The sequence below is a fragment of the Nonomuraea recticatena genome, assembly GCF_039533245.1.
Lineage (GTDB): Bacteria > Actinomycetota > Actinomycetes > Streptosporangiales > Streptosporangiaceae > Nonomuraea > Nonomuraea roseola.
Genome location: NZ_BAAATE010000005.1, coordinates 54,722 through 71,798 on the forward strand (window position 1 = coordinate 54,722; position 17,077 = coordinate 71,798).

At 70.2% G+C, this 17,077-nt stretch carries 18 protein-coding genes; 6 read left to right on the forward strand and 12 right to left on the reverse strand.

What is annotated here, in order from left to right:
• Positions 1–55: 55 nt before the first annotated feature.
• From ABFX50_RS11730 to ABFX50_RS11740, 3 genes are read left to right on the forward strand one after another with little or no spacing between them, the layout of a single operon-like run.
• Positions 56–685: an FMN-dependent NADH-azoreductase gene (locus ABFX50_RS11730; RefSeq protein WP_312895688.1), complete on the forward strand. Its 630-nt coding sequence runs from the start codon at positions 56–58 to the stop codon at positions 683–685.
• Complete coding sequence (locus ABFX50_RS11735) at positions 682–996, forward strand: DMT family transporter (protein ID WP_346145806.1); 315 nt, start codon at positions 682–684, stop codon at positions 994–996. The genes ABFX50_RS11730 and ABFX50_RS11735 overlap by 4 nt, the downstream gene beginning before the upstream one ends.
• A gap of 46 nt (positions 997–1,042) precedes the next feature.
• The gene (locus ABFX50_RS11740; protein WP_346145808.1) at positions 1,043–1,678 is read left to right on the forward strand and encodes a maleylpyruvate isomerase N-terminal domain-containing protein; all 636 of its coding nucleotides are present in this window, start codon (positions 1,043–1,045) and stop codon (positions 1,676–1,678) included.
• Positions 1,679–1,694: 16 nt separating this feature from the next.
• Here ABFX50_RS11740 and ABFX50_RS11745 read toward each other — a convergent pair whose 3' ends face one another.
• Together ABFX50_RS11745 and ABFX50_RS11750 are read right to left on the reverse strand one after the other, a co-directional pair.
• Positions 1,695–2,273 (reverse strand): TetR/AcrR family transcriptional regulator, encoded by a 579-nt coding sequence (locus ABFX50_RS11745; protein WP_346145809.1) that lies wholly within the window; start codon positions 2,271–2,273, stop codon positions 1,695–1,697.
• A gap of 9 nt (positions 2,274–2,282) precedes the next feature.
• Entirely contained in the window at positions 2,283–2,897 is a 615-nt protein-coding gene (locus tag ABFX50_RS11750; protein ID WP_183651581.1) for a TetR/AcrR family transcriptional regulator C-terminal domain-containing protein, read from the reverse strand.
• A 62-nt stretch (positions 2,898–2,959) separates the two neighbouring features.
• Here ABFX50_RS11750 and ABFX50_RS11755 point away from each other — a divergent pair, with 62 nt between their 5' ends.
• Together ABFX50_RS11755 and ABFX50_RS11760 are read left to right on the forward strand one after the other, a co-directional pair.
• Positions 2,960–4,372 carry an APC family permease gene (locus ABFX50_RS11755; protein ID WP_346145811.1) on the forward strand — a complete coding sequence of 471 codons (1,413 nt, stop codon included), beginning with the start codon at positions 2,960–2,962 and terminating at the stop codon, positions 4,370–4,372.
• Complete coding sequence (locus tag ABFX50_RS11760; protein WP_346145813.1) at positions 4,365–5,939, forward strand: amidohydrolase; 1,575 nt, start codon at positions 4,365–4,367, stop codon at positions 5,937–5,939. The genes ABFX50_RS11755 and ABFX50_RS11760 overlap by 8 nt, the downstream gene beginning before the upstream one ends.
• 9 nt (positions 5,940–5,948) lie before the next feature.
• On the opposite strand, the gene ABFX50_RS11765 is transcribed toward ABFX50_RS11760, so the two are convergent.
• From ABFX50_RS11765 to ABFX50_RS11800, 8 genes are all read right to left on the reverse strand, one after another.
• Positions 5,949–6,269: a hypothetical protein gene (locus ABFX50_RS11765; protein WP_346145815.1), complete on the reverse strand. Its 321-nt coding sequence runs from the start codon at positions 6,267–6,269 to the stop codon at positions 5,949–5,951.
• Positions 6,270–6,276: 7 nt separating this feature from the next.
• Positions 6,277–7,122 (reverse strand): CPBP family intramembrane glutamic endopeptidase, encoded by an 846-nt coding sequence (locus ABFX50_RS11770; RefSeq protein WP_346145817.1) that lies wholly within the window; start codon positions 7,120–7,122, stop codon positions 6,277–6,279.
• A gap of 171 nt (positions 7,123–7,293) precedes the next feature.
• On the reverse strand, positions 7,294–8,280 hold the full coding sequence (locus ABFX50_RS11775) for an ABC transporter ATP-binding protein (protein ID WP_346145819.1): 987 nt from the start codon (positions 8,278–8,280) through the stop codon (positions 7,294–7,296).
• Positions 8,277–9,452 (reverse strand): ABC transporter ATP-binding protein, encoded by a 1,176-nt coding sequence (locus ABFX50_RS11780; protein ID WP_379504845.1) that lies wholly within the window; start codon positions 9,450–9,452, stop codon positions 8,277–8,279. Before ABFX50_RS11780 ends, ABFX50_RS11775 begins: the two co-directional genes overlap by 4 nt.
• Positions 9,449–10,333 (reverse strand): ABC transporter permease, encoded by an 885-nt coding sequence (locus tag ABFX50_RS11785; RefSeq protein WP_346145821.1) that lies wholly within the window; start codon positions 10,331–10,333, stop codon positions 9,449–9,451. Before ABFX50_RS11785 ends, ABFX50_RS11780 begins: the two co-directional genes overlap by 4 nt.
• On the reverse strand, positions 10,330–11,388 hold the full coding sequence (locus ABFX50_RS11790; protein WP_379506609.1) for an ABC transporter permease: 1,059 nt from the start codon (positions 11,386–11,388) through the stop codon (positions 10,330–10,332). Before ABFX50_RS11790 ends, ABFX50_RS11785 begins: the two co-directional genes overlap by 4 nt.
• The gene (locus ABFX50_RS11795; protein WP_346145824.1) at positions 11,385–13,214 is read right to left on the reverse strand and encodes an ABC transporter substrate-binding protein; all 1,830 of its coding nucleotides are present in this window, start codon (positions 13,212–13,214) and stop codon (positions 11,385–11,387) included. The genes ABFX50_RS11790 and ABFX50_RS11795 overlap by 4 nt, the downstream gene beginning before the upstream one ends.
• A gap of 126 nt (positions 13,215–13,340) precedes the next feature.
• Entirely contained in the window at positions 13,341–14,978 is a 1,638-nt protein-coding gene (locus tag ABFX50_RS11800) for an ABC-F family ATP-binding cassette domain-containing protein (RefSeq protein WP_346145826.1), read from the reverse strand.
• Positions 14,979–14,999: 21 nt separating this feature from the next.
• On the opposite strand from ABFX50_RS11800, the gene ABFX50_RS11805 reads away from it, so the two are divergent.
• Positions 15,000–15,353: a ribosomal maturation YjgA family protein gene (locus ABFX50_RS11805; RefSeq protein ID WP_346145828.1), complete on the forward strand. Its 354-nt coding sequence runs from the start codon at positions 15,000–15,002 to the stop codon at positions 15,351–15,353.
• Positions 15,354–15,424: 71 nt separating this feature from the next.
• Here the strand turns inward: ABFX50_RS11805 and ABFX50_RS11810 are convergent, their stop codons facing one another.
• Both ABFX50_RS11810 and ABFX50_RS11815 read right to left on the reverse strand, forming a co-directional pair.
• Entirely contained in the window at positions 15,425–15,694 is a 270-nt protein-coding gene (locus ABFX50_RS11810; protein WP_192779385.1) for a heavy-metal-associated domain-containing protein, read from the reverse strand.
• Between the two features lie 125 nt (positions 15,695–15,819).
• A complete protein-coding gene (locus ABFX50_RS11815; RefSeq protein WP_346145830.1) occupies positions 15,820–17,004 on the reverse strand; it encodes an MFS transporter in 1,185 nt (394 codons plus the stop codon).
• Positions 17,005–17,077 lie beyond the last annotated feature (73 nt).

Below are 17,077 nucleotides of genomic sequence, written 5' to 3' on the forward strand. Positions count from 1 at the left end.
GGTTATTGGGTACCTTCGCAAGTGGACACCGTGTCCGCTTAGTGAGGAGCCTCCCATGAACCTGTTGCACCTCGACGCCAGCGCCAGGCGCGCGTCCTTCTCCCGCGAGCTGTCCAGGATCTACGCCGACGCCTGGCGCGCCGCCAACCCCGACGGCGGCTACACCTACAGAGACCTGGCCGCCTCGCCCGTCCCCCACATCGACGAGGCCTGGACCGAGCTGTGCGACTACGTGCTCGCCCACGAGATCACCGAGATCGCGCGCTACCGCGAGGCGGTGCGCACCCCGGCGCAGGAGCGGGCATGGGCCGTCCTGGAGCCGCTGCTCGACGAGGTGGTCGCGGCCGACGTGATCCTCATCGGCACGCCGATGTACAACTACTCGATCCCCTCGTCCCTGAAGGCCTGGCTCGACCAGATCACCTTCCCGAAGATGTCGCTCAAGGGGCGCTCGTTCGTGGTGACCAGCGCGAGGGGCGGAGCGTACGGCCCCGGCACGCCCAAGGAGGCCGTGGACCACCAGGAGCGCTATCTGCGCGACTTCTTCCTCGGCCACTTCGCCGTGTCCGAGGTGAGCTTCGTCCACGCCGAGCTGGTGAACTCGCTGATCGATCCCGGGCTCGCGCACCTGCGTGAGCGGCACCTGGAGTCGGTCGCCAGGGCACGGAAGGAGGCGGGACGGTGAACTGGGTCTATCTCGCTCTCGCCGGCCTGGTCGAGGTGGCCTGGTCACAGAGCATCAAACCGACGCAGAACTTCACCAGGCCCGTGCCGACGGCGATCTCCCTGGTGCTGATGGCGGCGGCGGTGTGGCTGCTGTCCAAGGCGATGGACACCCTGCCCGTCGGCACCGCGTACGCCGTCTTCACCGGCATCGGCGCGGTGGGCGCGATCACGCTGGGCGTCGTGCTCAACGACGACCCCGTCACCGTGGGGCGCATGGCCGCGTTGTCGCTGATCGTGGGCGGCGTGGTCCTGGCCAGGGTCACCGCCTGACCCGTCCGAAGGGCGGCATTTCCGGCTGATGAGTAGGATCGCGGACGTGGCTGAAATCAGGGAGCTGTATCTGACTGCGGCGGCCTCGGCGGTGGCCCTGCTTCGCGACCAGGCGGTGGCGGCGGCCTGGGCCAAGCCCAGCGCGCTCACCGAGTTCAGCGTGGCGGGCCTGGCCGGCCACCTGGCTCAGCAGATCTTCAGAGTCGACCTCGCCCTGGACGCGGAGCCGAACGGCTCCGTCATCCCGCTCAGGGAGCACTTCGCCCGCTCCGCCTGGGTCACGGCCGGCCTCGAGCACGAGTCGAACGTCAGCATCAGGCGCGGCGGCGAGGACGCGGCGGCGGAGGGGCCAGGCTCGCTGGTGGCTCTCGCCCAGGCCGGCCTCGACAAGCTCACGGTCGCCCTGCGGGCCGAGCCCGCCGACAGGGTGCTCGGGCTGCCGTGGGCGCAGTGGTCGCTGACGCTCGACGACTTCCTGCTGACCAGGCTCATGGAGCTCGTCGTCCACTCCGACGACCTGGCCGCCAGCGTGGGCATCCCGACGCCCGAGCTGCCTCAGGACGTCATCGACCCGGTGGTCGACCTGCTGGCGCGCCTTGCCGTCCACCGGCACGGGCCGACGGCGGTGATCCGCGCGCTGAGCAGGACCGAGCGCGCGCCCGCGACGATAAGCGCCTTCTGAGCCCGCCGGAGGCCGATCAGGCGGAGGCCGAGTTCAGCAGGCGCATGGCCTCGGTCACGTCCTGAGCCGACGGCGCGGTGGCGGGATCGAGCAGCCACTGCGCCAGCAGTCCGGTGAGCATCGCCTGGTAGAAGGAGCCGAGCACGCGCGCCCGCTCTGGCTCGGCCTCGGGGTCGATCTCGCTGAAGATCTCCGCGAGCCCGAGCCGCGCGGACCGCACGCCCGCGGCGAGGTGCTCGCGCATCTCCGGCAGGTGGTCGATCTGCCCCAGGATCTCGAACTGCGTCGCCCACAGCGGCCTCAGCTGCTCGAAGGTGTCGATGACCCGCTTCCAGGCCGCCTCGAAGCGCCCCATGGGGCTCGCCTCGGGATCGAGGTCGCCCTTCAGCGCGATCTCCAGGGAGTCGCCCCACTCCTTCATCGACTCGAACAGCGCCTCGTTGAGCAGCGCCTCCTTCGACCCGAAGTGGTAGCCGATCCCCGCCAGGCTGACCCCTGAGGCGTTGGCGATGTCGCGTGCGGTGGTGCGCGTGTATCCCTTCTCGACCAGGCAGCGCTTGGCGCCCTTGAGCAGGTCTTCGCGATTTCCTCCCATCGTCCCAACCTAGCACAGTTGTCTAAGACGTTCATCCAAGCCGTGGACGAGCGCCGCCAGCCCCAGCTCGAAAGCGGCCATGGCCCGCGCGGGCGGCGCGTCCTTCAACGCCCCCGAGAGCAACGGGAGCTCCTGCGAGGAAGGATCGATCATGACACCGGGCGCGGCCAGGTCGAGCGCGGAGCCGATCGCGAACGACTCGATCGCGGTGAACACCGTGACCACCTGATCGCTCGGCCATCCCGCCCGCTCCAGCAGCGCCACCGCGCGCTCGTACATCGCCAGCGTGGCGGGCGACCTGATCGTGGTCGTGGACAGCAGCTTCGCGGTGTTGGGATGGCGGGCGAAGGCGGCCAGGTACGACCTGGCCCATACGGCGAGCGCCTCCTGCCACGGCTCCCCGTCCAGCGCGTCCACGTCCATCTCGGCCACGACCAGGTCGCGCACGCCCTCGACGATCTCCTCGCGGCCCGAGACGTGGTTGTAGAGCGAAGCGGCCTGCACGCCGAGCCTCCTGGCCAGACGCGTCACGGTCAGCGCCTCGGAACCGTCCTCGTCCACCAGCGCCAGAGCAGCGGCGAAGATGCCCTCTCTGCTCAGAATCGGCCGCCGCGGTCTTCCCATCACGTGCCCCCTTCGAGTACCGTCCCACCAACAAACTAACGCCTTTAGTTTCGGAGCCGGCCATGCCTCTGTCACGCAATGCCATCGGCACCGCTGACCTGGTCTTCTTCGTCGTGGCCGCGGCCGCTCCCCTCACCGTCATGGCAGGGGTGGCGCCGCTGGCGATCGGCATCGGCGGCGTCGCCGCTCCGCTCGGCTACCTGCTGTCGGGCGTGGTCGTCGGCCTGTTCGCGGCCGGGTTCACGGCGATGAGCGGGCACGTGCGCAACGCGGGAGCCTTCTACGCTTACATCGGCAGGGGCCTGGGCAAGGCGACGGGCCTCGGCTCGGCCTACGTCGCGGTCATCTCCTACAACCTCATCGGCATCGGGCTGATGGCCGCCTTCGGGGTGTTCGCCGCCTCGACGATGGCCGACGTCTTCGGGCTCGACGTGCCGTGGCAGGCCTGGACGCTGCTGTGCGTGGCGGCCGTGGGCGTGCTCGGCTACCTGAAGATCACGCTCAGCGCCAAGGTGCTGGGCGTGGCGCTCGCGCTCGAAGTGCTGATCCTGCTGGTCTTCGAGGTGTCGGTGCTGGTCAGCGGCGCGGAGTTGTCGCTCAGCCCGTTCAACCCCGCCGAGCTGTTCTCGGGCGGCGCGGGCGGCATGTTCGTGCTGTCGATCGGCGCGTTCATCGGCTTCGAGGCGACCGCGATCTACGCCGAGGAGGCCAGAGACCCTCAGCGGACGGTGCCGAAGGCGACCTACGCCGCCGTCGCCTTCCTCGCGCTCTTCTACACCTTCACCGTGTGGATGATCATCAACGCCTACGGTGCGGACAGGGCCGTCGAGGTGGCCAACGGAGAAGGCGGCGCGGACATGGTCTTCACCGCCACCGCCTCCTTCGCGGGCAAGTGGGCGGCGGACGCGATGCACCTGCTGATCGTGACGAGCTGCTTCGCCGCCGCCCTGGCCTTCCACAACGCCTCCACACGATACTTCTACGCCCTCGGCCGCGAGGGCGTGCTGCCCAGGCCGCTCGCCAGAATCTCGGCGCACAACGGCTCGCCGTACGTCGCGGTGATCACACAGGTCGTGCTCTCCGTGCTCATCATCGTGGCGGGCATCGTCGCGGGCTCCGACCCCTACACCGTGATCTTCCTGTGGACGAACGGCACCGGCATCATCGGGGTCATGGTCCTGCAGGCGCTGGCCGCGCTGTCGGTGGTGGCCTTCTTCAGGAAGGACCGCCGAGGCTTCAGCGCAGGACGCGTGCTCGTCGCGCCCTTCTCCGCCTTCGTCCTCCTCGCGGTGATCATCGTGCTCGTGGTGACCAACTTCGAGCTCATCACCGGGGCGACGGGCACCGTGAACGCCCTGCTCATCCTGCCCGTCCCCGTCGTCTTCGCGCTCGGCGCGCTGCTCGCCCTGCGCATCCGGCGCCACGACCCCGCCCGTTACGCCCGACTCACCACGGAGGAAGCCACCCGTGCCTGACCTGCACTTCACCAACGGCACCGTCTGGACGGGCACGGAGACGGCCACCTCGCTGGCCGTCTCCGGCGGAAGGATCGTCTCGCGACCCTCCCCCGACGCCACCGTGGTGGACCTGCAGGGCGGCCTGCTCATGCCGTCCTTCGGCGACGGGCACGCGCACCCGATGTTCGGCGGCCTCGAGGCGCAGGGTCCGCAGATCAAGGGTCTGACCACGGTGGCGGAGATCGTCGCGGAGGTGGGGCGCTACGCCGCGGAGCACCCGTCGCTGGAGTGGATCGTCGGGGGCAGCTACGACCCTTCCCTCGCCCCCTTCGGCGAGTTCGACGCGCGATGGCTGGACGAGGCGGTCGCCGACAGGCCCGTGGTGCTGCGCGCCTACGACTACCACACCGTCTGGTGCAACACCGCGGCGCTGGAGCGGGCGGGGATCGGCCCCTCGACGCCCGATCCCCGGCTGGGCTGGATCCTGCGCAGGCCCGACGGCAGCCCGCTCGGCACGCTCAGGGAGTGGCACGCCTGTGACCTCGTGCTCGACCTGGTGCCCGCCAAGTCCATGGACGAGCTGGTCGAGGGGCTGGCCGAGGCGGGCAGGACCATGGCCGCCGCAGGCATCACCTGGGTGCAGGACGCCTGGGTCGAGCCGTCCATGGTGGAGGCGTACCTGGAAGCCGCCAGGCGCGGCGCGCTGCGTTTCCGCGCCAACCTCGCCTTCCGCGCCGACCCCGACACCTGGACGGCACAGCGCCCCGCCTTCTCCTCCCTGCGCGAGACCGTCAAGCGCGCAGGGGAGGCGCTCGTCACCGCGAACACCGTCAAGTTCTTCGCCGACGGCGTCATCGAGGGCGGCACCGCGGCCATGCTGGAGCCGTACGTGGACGTGCCGCACTCCTGCGGCATGCCCGTCTGGGAGCCCGCCGCACTGGCCGAGGCCGTGGCCGCGTTCGACGCCGACGGCTTCCAGGTGCACATCCACGCGATCGGCGACGGCGGGATCAGGGCCGCGCTGGACGCCGTCGAGAGGGCGGCACGGGAGAACCCCGCATGGGACCGCCGACCCGTCATCGCGCACACCCAGCTCGTCGACCCCGCCGACCTGCCGCGCTTCGCCGAGCTCGGCGTGATCGCCAACTTCGAGCCGCTGTGGGCGCAGCTCGACCCGCTGCAGACCGAGCTGACCGTGCCCAGGCTCGGCCCTTCCCGCGCGGACCTGCAGTACCCGATGCGGACCCTGCGCGAGCTCGGCGTCGCGCTGTCGTTCGGCAGCGACTGGCCCGTCAGCTCGCACGAACCGCTGCTCGGCATCCAGATCGCGACGACCAGGCAGACCCTGGACGGCGCGGGCGAGGCGTGGACACCGGACGAACGGCTCTCGGTCGAGGACGCGCTCGCGGCCTACACCTCGGGAGTCGCCTACCAGGCCTTCGCCGAGGCCGACCGCGGAGCCCTGGACACCGGCAAGGCGGCCGACCTGGTGTGGCTGTCGGCCGACCCGCGCGCCGAGGACCCGCTGCGGCTCAGGCACATCAAGGTGCTCGGCACCTGGCTGGCGGGAGAGCGCACCTTCTGAGCGGCGGGGTCAGAGGATCCGGTCGGTGCGGTGGCGGTCGAGCGCCCTGCCGTACCGGCGGGAGACCTCCGGCATGATCGACTCACCGTCGGCGGCACGCGGCAGCCCGAAGACGCATCCGGGAAAGTCGAGCTCGCGCTGCACCGCCCAGATCCGTTCGTGCCGGTCGGGAGGGAACAGCTCGGCGGGGTCGCCCTCCGCGGTGAGAACCGCGCCGAACAGCACCCTGCAGCCGGGACCCACCCGGACGTCACCGCAGAGTGTGGCGGTCGGGGCGACGTAGGCCGTGGGATCGACGGCCGGGCTCAGACCCTGGTGTTCGAGCAGCATGCCTCCATCATGCGGACGGCCGGATCAGCATGTCCACGTAGACGAGGTTGACGACGACGTGGATGAGGATGATCACCCAGATGTTGCGGTAGCGGGCCCACAGATAGCCCTGCATCAGGCCGAACAGGCCCTGCGCGGCGACCACCGAGGCCAGGCCGATGCCGATCGCGTCGGGCCTGATGTGGCTGACGTGCATCGCGGCGAACAGCAGGGAGGTGACGAGGATGCCTGGCCAGGTGCCGTACAGGGCTTCCAGGCGGGTCTGCAGCCACCCCCTGTAGAAGATCTCCTCCAGCACGCTGGCGGTGAGCAGGGTGATCAGGGAGCCCACCGCGAGCGTGACGGGGTCGGGCAGCTGCTGGGTGAGCGGCGGCGAGAGCGGGCTGACCTCTGCCAGCAGGAACCAGGCCAGGACGGCGGGCAGCGGCGCCAGCCAGGTCACCGGCGCGGGCATGGACCTGGCGGCGGGGCCGCCCTTCCGCAGCAGCCTGAACCCCACCAGCGGCACCACCAGCAGGATGGCGACCTTGAACACAGGGTAGAGCAGGCCGCGTCCCACGAGCAGGACGGCGAGGGGGAAGACGAGCGCCGCGGCCACCAGCATCCGGCTCTCCGTGACCAGCCTGGGCCTCGGCAGCTCGGCCAGGGGCTGGGGCGGCGGCACGCGCGGCGGAACCAGGCGAGCCAGGATGATCGCTGCGAGCGGCGGCAGCAGCGTGGCCCAGAGGGTGACCCCCGCGGCGCCCGGATCGGCCGACATCCGGATCTCGGTGTTGCCGGTGAGGATCAGCGTCGCGTAGGCGACGACGAACGCCGCCAGGCCTACCCCCGTCACGATGGCGCTTCTGGACATGATGTTCATGATTGCCGGGCTTTCGCCCGCTTTCCTCCTGCGGGGGGACCAGGCGGATGTCATCCCTTAGATTTACTCGATCATGCCCATCTTCTGGTGGTCCCTGGCCACCGCCCTCCGGCTCGCCAGAGGGCGATCTCGTGTGGGACTGAGCTCCTGGCCCCGCGAGTCTCAGCGCACGACGGCCTCGTCCGCCGCCATCGTGTCCGCGTAGTAGCAGGCGGCCTGCGCCTCGGGTACGGCAGGCAGCACCTCCAGCAGCTCCGACCTGCACCGGGAGTCGACCCCTGCCAGGGCCGCCGCGCCCGAGGCCAGCACCTGGCAGCGGGCGTGGAAGCGGCAGCCACCGGGGATGCGCGTCGGGTCCGGCGGCTCGCCGCTCAGCACCACCCGCTCGGGCGACTCGGGCAGCACCGACAGCAGCGCCTGCGTGTAGGGATGCTTCGGCTCCTTCAGCACCTCCTCGACGGGCCCCGACTCCACGATCCTGCCGAGGTACATCACCGCCACCCTGTCGGCGATGTTCCAGGCCAGACCGAGGTCGTGGGTGACGACCAGGGCCGACAGGCCGAGCTCCTCGCGCAGCTTCAGCAGCAGGGCCAGGATCTCGCCCCTGACGCTGGCGTCGAGCGAGGCCACCGGCTCGTCGGCGACGAGCATGCGTGGGTTGAGCGCGAGCGCGCCGGCGATGACCACGCGCTGGCGCTGCCCTCCGGACAGCTGGTGCGGGTAGCGCAGGAAGAACCGCTCGGGAGGCCTGAGCCCCGCCCTGGACAGCGCCTCGGCGACGACCTGTTCCTCGTTGGCCATGCCGTGGATGCGCGGCCCCTCGGCGACCGCCTCGTAGACGGTGTGCCTGGGGTTCAGCGAACCCGTGGGGTCCTGGAGGACGAGCTGGGCCTCGCGGCGGTAGGCCTTGAGCGCCTTGCTGGTGTAGGTCAGGGGCTGCCCGCCGTACAGGACGGTGCCGCTGGTGGGGCGCTCCAGGCCGAGCAGGGTGCGCGCGAGCGTGGTCTTGCCGCAGCCGGACTCGCCGACCAGGGCCACGATCTCGCCCTCGCCCACAGCCAGGTTGACGCCGTCGACGGCTCGGGCGCGCCTGCCCCTGGAGGAGAACTCCACGTGCAGGTCGCGCGCTTGCAGGAGGGGGGTGCTCATGAGGTCTCCTTGGCGCGCTGGTCACGGGCGGCGGTCTCCAGCGAGGCCGCCGCGACCACCTCGCCCCTGCCCTGCCCGCGCTCACTGTCCGGGGAGGGCGCGGCCGGATCATCGCCGCCGGTCTCCGCGTCGGGTGAGGCGAGCTCGTCCGCGCCGGTCTCGGTGGCGGGCGAGCCGAGCTCGTCCGCGCCTGCCTTGAGGTCGGGGCGGACGTGCACGCAGGCGGCGGTGTGCGGTCCCTCGCCCTCGCGGCCCGCGGGCCACAGTTCCACGTCCAGCGACGAGCAGAGGTCCAGGGCGACGGGGCAGCGCGGATGGAACGAGCAGCCCGAGGGCAGGTCCATCGGGTCGGGCGGGTCCCCTCCGAGCCCCTTGGGCGCCATCCTGGAGACCGGGTCGCCGACCGTCGGGAAGGCCGCGGCCAGCGCGGCGCTGTAGGGGTGCCTGGCGGCGTGGAACACCTCGTGCGAGGGGCCGTTCTCGACCACCCTGCCCGCGTACATGACGGCCAGCCTGTCGCACATGTCCGCCAGGACCGACAGATCATGAGAAATCATGATCAGGGAGATGCCGTGCGAGGCGATCAGGTCCTTGATCAGGCTGAGGACCTGCGCCTGGACCATCACGTCGAGCGCGGTCGTCGGCTCGTCGGCGATGATCAGGCGGGGCGAGCAGGCCAGCGCCATCGCGATCATCACCCGCTGCCGCTGCCCTCCCGACAGCTCGTGCGGATAGCTGCGCGAGCGCCAGGCGGGCAGCCCCACCTGCTCCAGCAGTTCGGCCACGCGGGTGCGCGCCTGCGCGGGCTGGGCCAGGCCGTGCACGAGCAGCGGCTCGGCGATCTGCTCGCCGATGCGGCGCACGGGGTTGAGGCCGTGCTGGGCGCCCTGGAAGACGATGGAGGCCTCGGCCCAGCGCACCGCGCGCAGCCGTCCCCACTTCATGGCCAGGATGTCCTCGCCGTCGAGCACGATCCTGCCCTCGACGCGGGCGTCGCGGGGTAGCAGCCGCAGCAGCGCCATGGCCAGCGTCGACTTGCCCGAGCCCGACTCCCCCGCGATGCCGAGGGCCTCGCCAGGATCCAGCGTCAGCGAGACGTCGCGGACGGCCGGCACCTCGCCCGAGGCGATGGTGTACGTCACCGAGACGTCTTCGAGCGACAAGAGGTTCATCGGCTGACTCCCCGAAGGCGTGGGTTGAGCACGGCCTCCATCGCCCGTCCGCACAGCGTGAACGCCAGCACGACCGCGACGATGCAGAGACCGGGCGCGAGGATGTACCACCAGGCCCCGGCCGTGGCCGCGCCCCAGTCGTAGGACCCGCGCAGCAACTGGCCCCACGACGCCTGACCGGAGTCGGCGCCGAGGAAGGCGAGCGTCGACTCGGCGACGATCGCGCTGGCCACCTGCAGGGTGGTGTTGGCGAGCACCAGCGGCGCGACGTTCGGCAGCACGTGCCTGGTCATCACGTGCCAGTGCCCAGCGCCGAGGGCCTTGGACCTCTCGATGTACGGCCTGGCCTCGACCGCGAGAGTCTGGGCCCTGATCAGCCTGGCCGTGGAGGCCCACGAGGTGATGCCGATCGCCAGGATGATCGTCGAGGTGCTGCCGCCGAGGATCGCCGAGAGCACAAGCGCGAGCACCAGGGAGGGCAGCACCAGGAACCAGTCGGTGATCCGCATCAGCGTGGCGGAGGCCCATCCTCTGAAGTGTCCCGCCGCGATGCCGACGACGGTGCCGATCACCATGCTGAGCAGAGCGGACAGGAAGCCGATGAGCAGCGAGACGCGCGAGCCCCACAGGATCATCAGCAGGATGGAGCGGCCCGACTCGTCGGTGCCCAGCAGGAACTCCAGGCTGGGCGGGGCCATCTTCTCGCCGGTCGCCTTCGTGACGTCCATGCCGGTCCTGTCGGTGATCAGCGGAGTGATCACCGCGAGCACGACGAAGACCAGCAGGACGACGGCGCCGACCACGCCCGCGCGCTGGCGGCGGTACTGCTGCCAGAACCTGGCGAGCGCGGAGCGCTTGCGCGCCCACGTCACGGCGCTCATGCCGACCTCACCCTCGGGTCAAGGACGTGGTAGGCCACGTCGGCCAGCGTGTTCATGATGATCACCGCGACGCAGACGACCATGAACGTGCCCTGCATGACCGCGAAGTCAGGGCCCTTGATCGCCTCGTAGAACAGCAGGCCGAGGCCCGGCCAGGAGTAGACGGTCTCGACGGAGACCGCGCCGCCGACCACGAAGCCGATGTGGATGAAGACGAGCGTCACGGTGGGCAGCAGGGCGTTGGGGATGGCATGGCGTCGCCGGACCATGTCGTCGCGCAGGCCCTTGGCGCGCGCGGTCGTCACGTAGTCCTGGCCGATCTCGTCCAGCAGCGACGAGCGCATGACCAGCAGGTACTGCGCGTAGACCACCGCCACCAGCGTGAGGCAGGGCAGCACCATGTGGTGGGCGACGTCGAGCACGTAGCCGAAGCCGTCGGGCGCGTCGACGCTCTCCATGCCCCTGGTCGGGAAGAGCCCGGGGATCGGGCCGATGCCCGCGCCCAGCACCATGAGCAGCAGCAGGCCGAGCCAGAAGGTGGGAACCGACCACAGCACGAGCGAGACGCCGGTGGAGAAGCGGTCGAGGCGGCCGCCGTGGTGCCATGCGGCGCGGGTGCCCTGCCACAGGCCGAGGCTGACCGCGATGAACAGGCCGACGCCCGCGAGCAGCAGCGTGGGACCGACGCGCTCGCCGATGAGGTCGGTGACAGGCCGCTTGTACTCGTAGGAGGTGCCGAGGTCGAACTGGAGGGTCCTCAGCACGAAGTCGGCGAACTGCTGCAGGAGCGGCTTGTCCAGACCCATCTGCCTGCGCAGCAGCTCGATCTGGTCGGGGCTGAGCGGCACGTCACGCGTGTAGGCGATCACCGGGTCGCCGGGGATCAGGCGGAACAGGAAGAACGTCGCGACGATGACCATGCCGATGCTGAGCAGCGCCCCGCCGAGCTTGGTGAGGGCGTAGCGGAGCGTACCCCGGTAGGCGGGCCGGTCCTCGCCGGGGCCCGCCGCCGTCTGGACGGCGGCGGGCTCGGTTTCGAGCGGAGTGGCCATTATTCGCGTTCGTCCGAGGTGGTCTTACGCCGCCTGGCCAGGAGGAAACCACCGACACCGAGCACGACGACCGCGGCCGCCGCGATGCCGATGATCATGCCGGTGTTGGAGCCGCCACCCTCGGCCGAGGCGCCGGTGGCGACGGCGGGGGCGTCCAGGGTGATCATCGGGTAGCCGCTGGCGCCGCCGTACAGGATGCCCTCGCCCTGCTTGCCCGCCGGGATCGGGGTGATGCTGGTGATCCGATCCTTGCGGTACAGCTCGAGGTTGTTCGGGTAGTAGATCGCGATGACCGGCGCGTCGGTGTAGAGGCGCTGCTGCATCTGCTTGATCAGGTCGGCGCGCTTGGTGGCGTCGAGCTCCTTGAGCTGCGCCTGGTAGAGGTCCTCGTACTGCTTGTCGCAGTAGAAGGACTCGGTGCCGCCGCCCTCACCCGTCGGGGTCGGCCTGCGGCTGCACAGGTGCGTGGCCAGGACCTCTTCGGGGTCGGGGTTGACCGACCAGCCGCTGATCGCGATGTCGAACAGCGCGGTGCTGCCGGTCTCCTCGGTGAACTTGTTGGAGTCGAGCTTGCGCGTGGTCAGCGTGATGCCGATCTCCTTGAACCACCCGGTGAGGAACTGGGCCAGCTTGTCCTCGGTGGGGGTGTCGGTGTGGATGCTGAAGCGCATCTCGAGCTTCCGCTTGCCGTCAGGCATGGTGCGGACGCCGTCGTCGCCCTTCTTGTACCCGGCCTCGTCGAGGATCTGGTTGGCCTTGGCGAGGTCGAAGGAGATCTTGTCCGCGCCGGTGGCCTCCCAGAAGAAGTCGGTGTACATCGGCGGCACGATCGAGCCGTTGGCGGGGACCGCCAGGCCGTTCTGGACCTGGTCGACGAGGGCCTGCTTGTCGATCGCGTGGTGGATGGCCTGGCGCACCTTCAGGTCCTTCAGCGCCGGGTGCCCGTCGCCGATCGGCTTGTCGTCGGAGGTGGTGACGCCGTGGTTGATCTGCAGGTACGCGGCGCGGCGGCCGGGGGTGTTCCACTGCACGATGTTCGGGTCGCCCGCGCCGGCCTCGAACTGCGGCGCGGCCAGGCGGCCGATCAGGTCGATGTCGCCCTTCTTCAGGCCCGCGATGGCGGCCTCGGGGTTCTCGTAGAAGATGACCTGCAGCTCGTCGATCTTCGGCTTGCCCTGCCAGTAGTCAGGGTTGGCCTTGAGCTTGACGTAGTTGTCCTTCTTGTGCTCAATCGGGATGTAGGCGCCGTTGGTGACCGCAGGGTAGGTCTCGTTCTCGAACGTGGCCATGTCGCCGACCTTCTCCCAGATGTGCTTGGGCACGATCGGGATCGGGTTCGACAGCATCGACGCCTGCGGCGCCTTGGTCTTGATCACCAGAGTGCGGTCGTCCGTCGCGGTGACCGTCTCGAAGTTCTCCACGGCGGGACCGTTGCCGGTCTTGGCCGCGTCATCCGTCATGATCTTGTTGAACGTCCAGGCCGCGTCGTGCGCGGTGACCGGCTGACCGTCCGACCACTTGGCCTGCCGGATCTTGAAGGTCCAGGTCAGCCCGTCTTCCGACGACTCCCAGGACTCGGCCAGGTCGGGGCCAGGCTTCAGCGTCTTGGGGTCGGGCGCGGTGAGGAACATGTACGTCCATCGCTGGAGCTGGCCCGCGATCAGCCGTACCGCCAGGAACGGGTTCATCGAGTCGACCGACTGGATCGAGCCGATCCTGACGGTCTTCTTGCCCGTCGTAGCAGGGTCAGCGGCCTGGGCGGCGGTGACGGGTGCCGCCAGGACTAGAGCCACCCCGAGCGCCGTCAGGCGCGCGAGCCATTTACCCATTGTTGGTTGCCTCACTCTCAGGCAGGGGGAGACCTGTTAATAGAGAAAGGCACACCATCCCAACATCGCGTGTCAACGAGTGGCGGAAAATTGTTTCACTCTCGTTTCCATCCGCGATGTTATTTTTCACCCCTCTTCGGAAACTTGACCGTCCTTCACCCGCAACCTGCGATCTACCTGCACGGCTTCCAGCATCCTGCGGTCGTGCGTGACGAGCAGCAGCGTGCCGGGGTAGTGGGCCAGCGCCGACTCCAGCTGCTCGATCGCGGCCAGGTCGAGATGGTTGGTCGGCTCGTCGAGCACGAGCAGGTTGACCCCCTTGGCCTGCAGCAGCGCGAGGCCCGCCCGGGTCCGCTCGCCCGGCGAGAGCGTGGCGGCCGGCCGCAGCACGTGGTCGGCCCTCAGCCCGAACTTCGCCAGCAGCGTGCGCGCCTCGGCCTCGACCAGGCCTGACGCCTCGCCGAAGACGCCGAGCAGCGGCTCCTCGCCCTCGAACCGCCTGCGTGCCTGGTCCACCTCGCCGACCACGACGCCAGGGCCGAGCGCGGCGTGCCCCTCGTCGAGCGGCACCTTGCCGAGCATCGCGGCCAGCAGCGTCGTCTTGCCCGAGCCGTTCGCACCGGTGATCGCCACGCGCTCGGCCCAGCCGACCTCCAGGTCGACGGGGCCGAGGGTGAAGGACCCACGCCCGACCACCGCCTCACGCATCGTGGCCACGACGGCGCCGGCGCGTGGAGCCGCCGCGATCTCCATGCGCAGCTCCCACTCCTTGCGCGGCTCCTCGACCACCTCCATCCGCTCGATCAGCTTCTCGGTCTGGCGGGCCTTGGCGGCCTGCTTCTCCGTCGTCTCGACGCGGGCGTTGCGCCCGATCTTGTCGTTGTCCTTCTGCTTCCTGCGGGCGTTCTTGACGCCCTTCTCCATCCACGCGCGCTGCGTGCGGGCGCGCAGCTCCAGGTCGGCGCGGGTGTCGGCGTACTCCTCGTAGCGCTCGCGGGCGTGCCTGCGGGCGACCTCGCGCTCCTCCAGGTAGGCCTGGTAGCCGCCGCCGAACAGGCGGACCTGCTGCTGCACCAGATCGAGCTCGAGGACGGCCGTGGCGGTCCTGGCCAGGAACTCGCGGTCGTGGCTGACGACCACGGTGCCGGCGCGCAGCCCCTTGACGAACGCCTCGAGCCGGTCGAGGCCGTCGAGGTCGAGGTCGTTGGTGGGCTCGTCCAGCAGGAACAGGTCATAGCGGCTGAGCAGCAGCGACGCCAGGCCCGCACGGGCGGCCTGACCTCCCGACAGGGACGTCATCGCCTGGTCGAGGTCGATCATGAGGCCGAGGTCGGCGGCCACCTCCTCGGCGCGTTCCTCCAGGTCGGCGCCGCCGAGCGACAGCCAGCGCTCCAGCGCGAGGCTGTAGGCGTCGTCGGCCCCCTGCCGCGACTCGACGAGAGCCTGCGTCGCCTCGTCGAGGTCGCGCTGCGCGCCGGTGACACCGGTACGGCGGGCGAGGAACTCCCTGACCGTCTCGCCCTGCCGCCGCTCGGGCTCCTGCGGCAGATAGCCGACGACGGCCGAGGGCGGGTTGAGGCGGACCGAGCCGCCCTCCGGCTGGTCGATGCCCGCGAGCATTCTCAGCAGGGTGGACTTCCCCGCTCCGTTGACGCCGACGAGGCCGATGACATCGGAGGGAGCGACGACCAGGTCGAGCTCGGAGAACAGGACTCGCCCCCCATGACCTGCGGCAAGACCTTTTCCAACAAGAGTTGCACTCATATCAACCGCTAGCGTAATCGCATGCCGCGCTCCCGCATCGCGATTTTCGCCGCCGTAACGATCATCCTGGGGCTGGCGACGAGGCCGCTGTCGAAGTATGCGGGGGACGCCTTCTACACGGTGCTGCTGTACTGGGTCGTGCTGTTCGTCGCGCCGAGGGCGAGGCCGGCGGTGGCGGCCCTGATCGCTCTGGGCGCGAGCTGGGCGATCGAGTTCGCCCAGCTGCTGGACCTGCCGAGGGTCCTGGCGCCGGTGCTGGGCAGCACCTTCAACCCGCCTGACCTGTTCTGGTACGCCGTGGGCGCGGCGGGGGTCCTCGCCTTCGACCTCGCCCTGCGAAGCAGGTCAGGGCGGAAGTCCACGGCCGCGCCCTGAAGCGGCACGCGCGCGGTGCGCGAAGGGCCGCGCATCCCCTGGATGCGCGGCCCTTCGCGAAACGGCGACGGTCAGTGGCAGCCGCCGGAGCCGCAGCACGAACCGCCCGCCTGCGCCAGCATGACCCTGTCGGTACGGCCTGCCAGCTCGTAGCCCGCCTCGGTGACGGCGGCCAGCACCAGCGCGTCGTCCAACGGCGCCGCGCTGGTCACGGTGACGGCCTTGCTCGCCAGGTCCACCTGCACCTCACTGACCCCTGCCACCTTGCCGACCTCGGCGGTCACCGAGCTGACACAGTGGCCACAGGTCATACCCTCGACCTGGTACGTCGTGACGGTCATCAGTCTCTCCTCACAGCTCGGAAGCTCGTATCGCTCACTATATACCCCCCAGGGGTTTATGTGGCGCGGTGGACGACGACGTCCGGGTCGCCGACTTCGACGGGCTCGTGCCGCCTGGCGCGTCCTCAGCCCGCCAGGACCTCCGCGCGGGAGCCCGCGGCCCTGAGCAGGAGCAGGGCCGCGAGAGCGCCCGACGCGCCGAAGATCGCGATGGCGCCGCCGGCACCCGCGAACTCGGCCACCACCCCCGCCACCACCATCGCCAGGCCCTGTACGGCCGTCAGGGTGGCCGCGACGACGCCGATCGCGCCACCTCGCTGCTCGTCGGGGACCAGGGCGACGAACTCGGCGTTGGCCACGACCTGGTAGGCGGTGAGCGCCCCGCACACCACGAGCAGCGCCAGCATCACCGGCAGCGGCGGCACGAGGGCCGCGCCCATGAGGGGCAGGAAGCTCGCCAGCGCCATCGGCCCGAGCAGGCGTGGTCGCGCCTGCGGCCTGACCCGCCTGGTCAGCACGAAAGTGCCGGCCACGTATCCGGCGGGGATGGCGGCCATGAGCAGACTCGACAGATCCTCGTCGAGGCCGATCTGCCTGCCGTACGGGACGGCCAGCGCCAGCGGCGTCATGGAGAAGGCCGCCAGCATGGCCAGCATGGCCAGCCAGCGCAGGCGGGGCCTGGCCGTGATCGTCCTGACCCTGTCGCGCAGGCGGGCCTTGGCGGCCCGCTCGGGCTCGGCGGGAGCGTACGCGCCCAGCCTGGCGACGATGAGCGCGGAGACGAGGAAGGTCGCGGCGTCGATGGCGAAGGTGAGCCTCGGCCCCGTCGCCACGACGACGAGGCCGCCCACCAGGAAGCCCGCGACATAGGTGAACTGGTTGGTGACGTGGTAGGCGGCGACCCCGACGGTGTAACGCTCCCCCGCCAGCATCTGCGGCAGGATGGCGGCCCGCGCCGCGCGGGCGGGCGATTCGAGCGCCTGGACGGCGAAGAGCAGCAGGTAGAGCACGACGAGCGGCATCGCGGGAATCGCGAGGAGAAGCACGAGAATCGCGCGCAGCAGGTCCGCTGAGACCATCACGTTTCTGCGCGGATATCGGTCGGCGAGAACGGCCAGCAGCGAGCCTCCCATAATCGCGGGGAGATAGCTGATGGCGTAGGAGAGCGCGGTCAGCCAGGCCGAGGACGTGCGCTGGTAGACGAGGATGACGACGGCCACCCTGGCCAGCTGGTCGCCCAGCTCGGAGATGACGGTGGCGCTCCAGAGGCGGCGATATTCCGCGACGGCGAAGACGTCACGAAATCCCACGGACTGGTCGGTGCTCTCTGAGGGCTTCACCGTTCCGGCCATGGATCTTCGCCACCCGCGTCCATAGATCGCA

Bases quoted from the DNA above. Each gene is read 5' to 3' on its own strand.
- ABFX50_RS11730 (WP_312895688.1), top strand. From the start codon at position 56: ATGAACCTGTTGCACCTCGACGCCAGCGCCAGGCGCGCGTCCTTCTCC.
- ABFX50_RS11745 (WP_346145809.1), bottom strand. From the start codon at position 2,273: ATGGGAGGAAATCGCGAAGACCTGCTCAAGGGCGCCAAGCGCTGCCTG.
- ABFX50_RS11750 (WP_183651581.1), bottom strand. From the start codon at position 2,897: ATGGGAAGACCGCGGCGGCCGATTCTGAGCAGAGAGGGCATCTTCGCC.
- ABFX50_RS11755 (WP_346145811.1), top strand. From the start codon at position 2,960: ATGCCTCTGTCACGCAATGCCATCGGCACCGCTGACCTGGTCTTCTTC.
- ABFX50_RS11765 (WP_346145815.1), bottom strand. From the start codon at position 6,269: ATGCTGCTCGAACACCAGGGTCTGAGCCCGGCCGTCGATCCCACGGCC.
- ABFX50_RS11770 (WP_346145817.1), bottom strand. From the start codon at position 7,122: ATGTCCAGAAGCGCCATCGTGACGGGGGTAGGCCTGGCGGCGTTCGTC.
- ABFX50_RS11775 (WP_346145819.1), bottom strand. From the start codon at position 8,280: ATGAGCACCCCCCTCCTGCAAGCGCGCGACCTGCACGTGGAGTTCTCC.
- ABFX50_RS11780 (WP_379504845.1), bottom strand. From the start codon at position 9,452: ATGAACCTCTTGTCGCTCGAAGACGTCTCGGTGACGTACACCATCGCC.
- ABFX50_RS11785 (WP_346145821.1), bottom strand. From the start codon at position 10,333: ATGAGCGCCGTGACGTGGGCGCGCAAGCGCTCCGCGCTCGCCAGGTTC.
- ABFX50_RS11795 (WP_346145824.1), bottom strand. From the start codon at position 13,214: ATGGGTAAATGGCTCGCGCGCCTGACGGCGCTCGGGGTGGCTCTAGTC.
- ABFX50_RS11800 (WP_346145826.1), bottom strand. From the start codon at position 14,978: ATGAGTGCAACTCTTGTTGGAAAAGGTCTTGCCGCAGGTCATGGGGGG.
- ABFX50_RS11805 (WP_346145828.1), top strand. From the start codon at position 15,000: ATGCCGCGCTCCCGCATCGCGATTTTCGCCGCCGTAACGATCATCCTG.
- ABFX50_RS11810 (WP_192779385.1), bottom strand. From the start codon at position 15,694: ATGACCGTCACGACGTACCAGGTCGAGGGTATGACCTGTGGCCACTGT.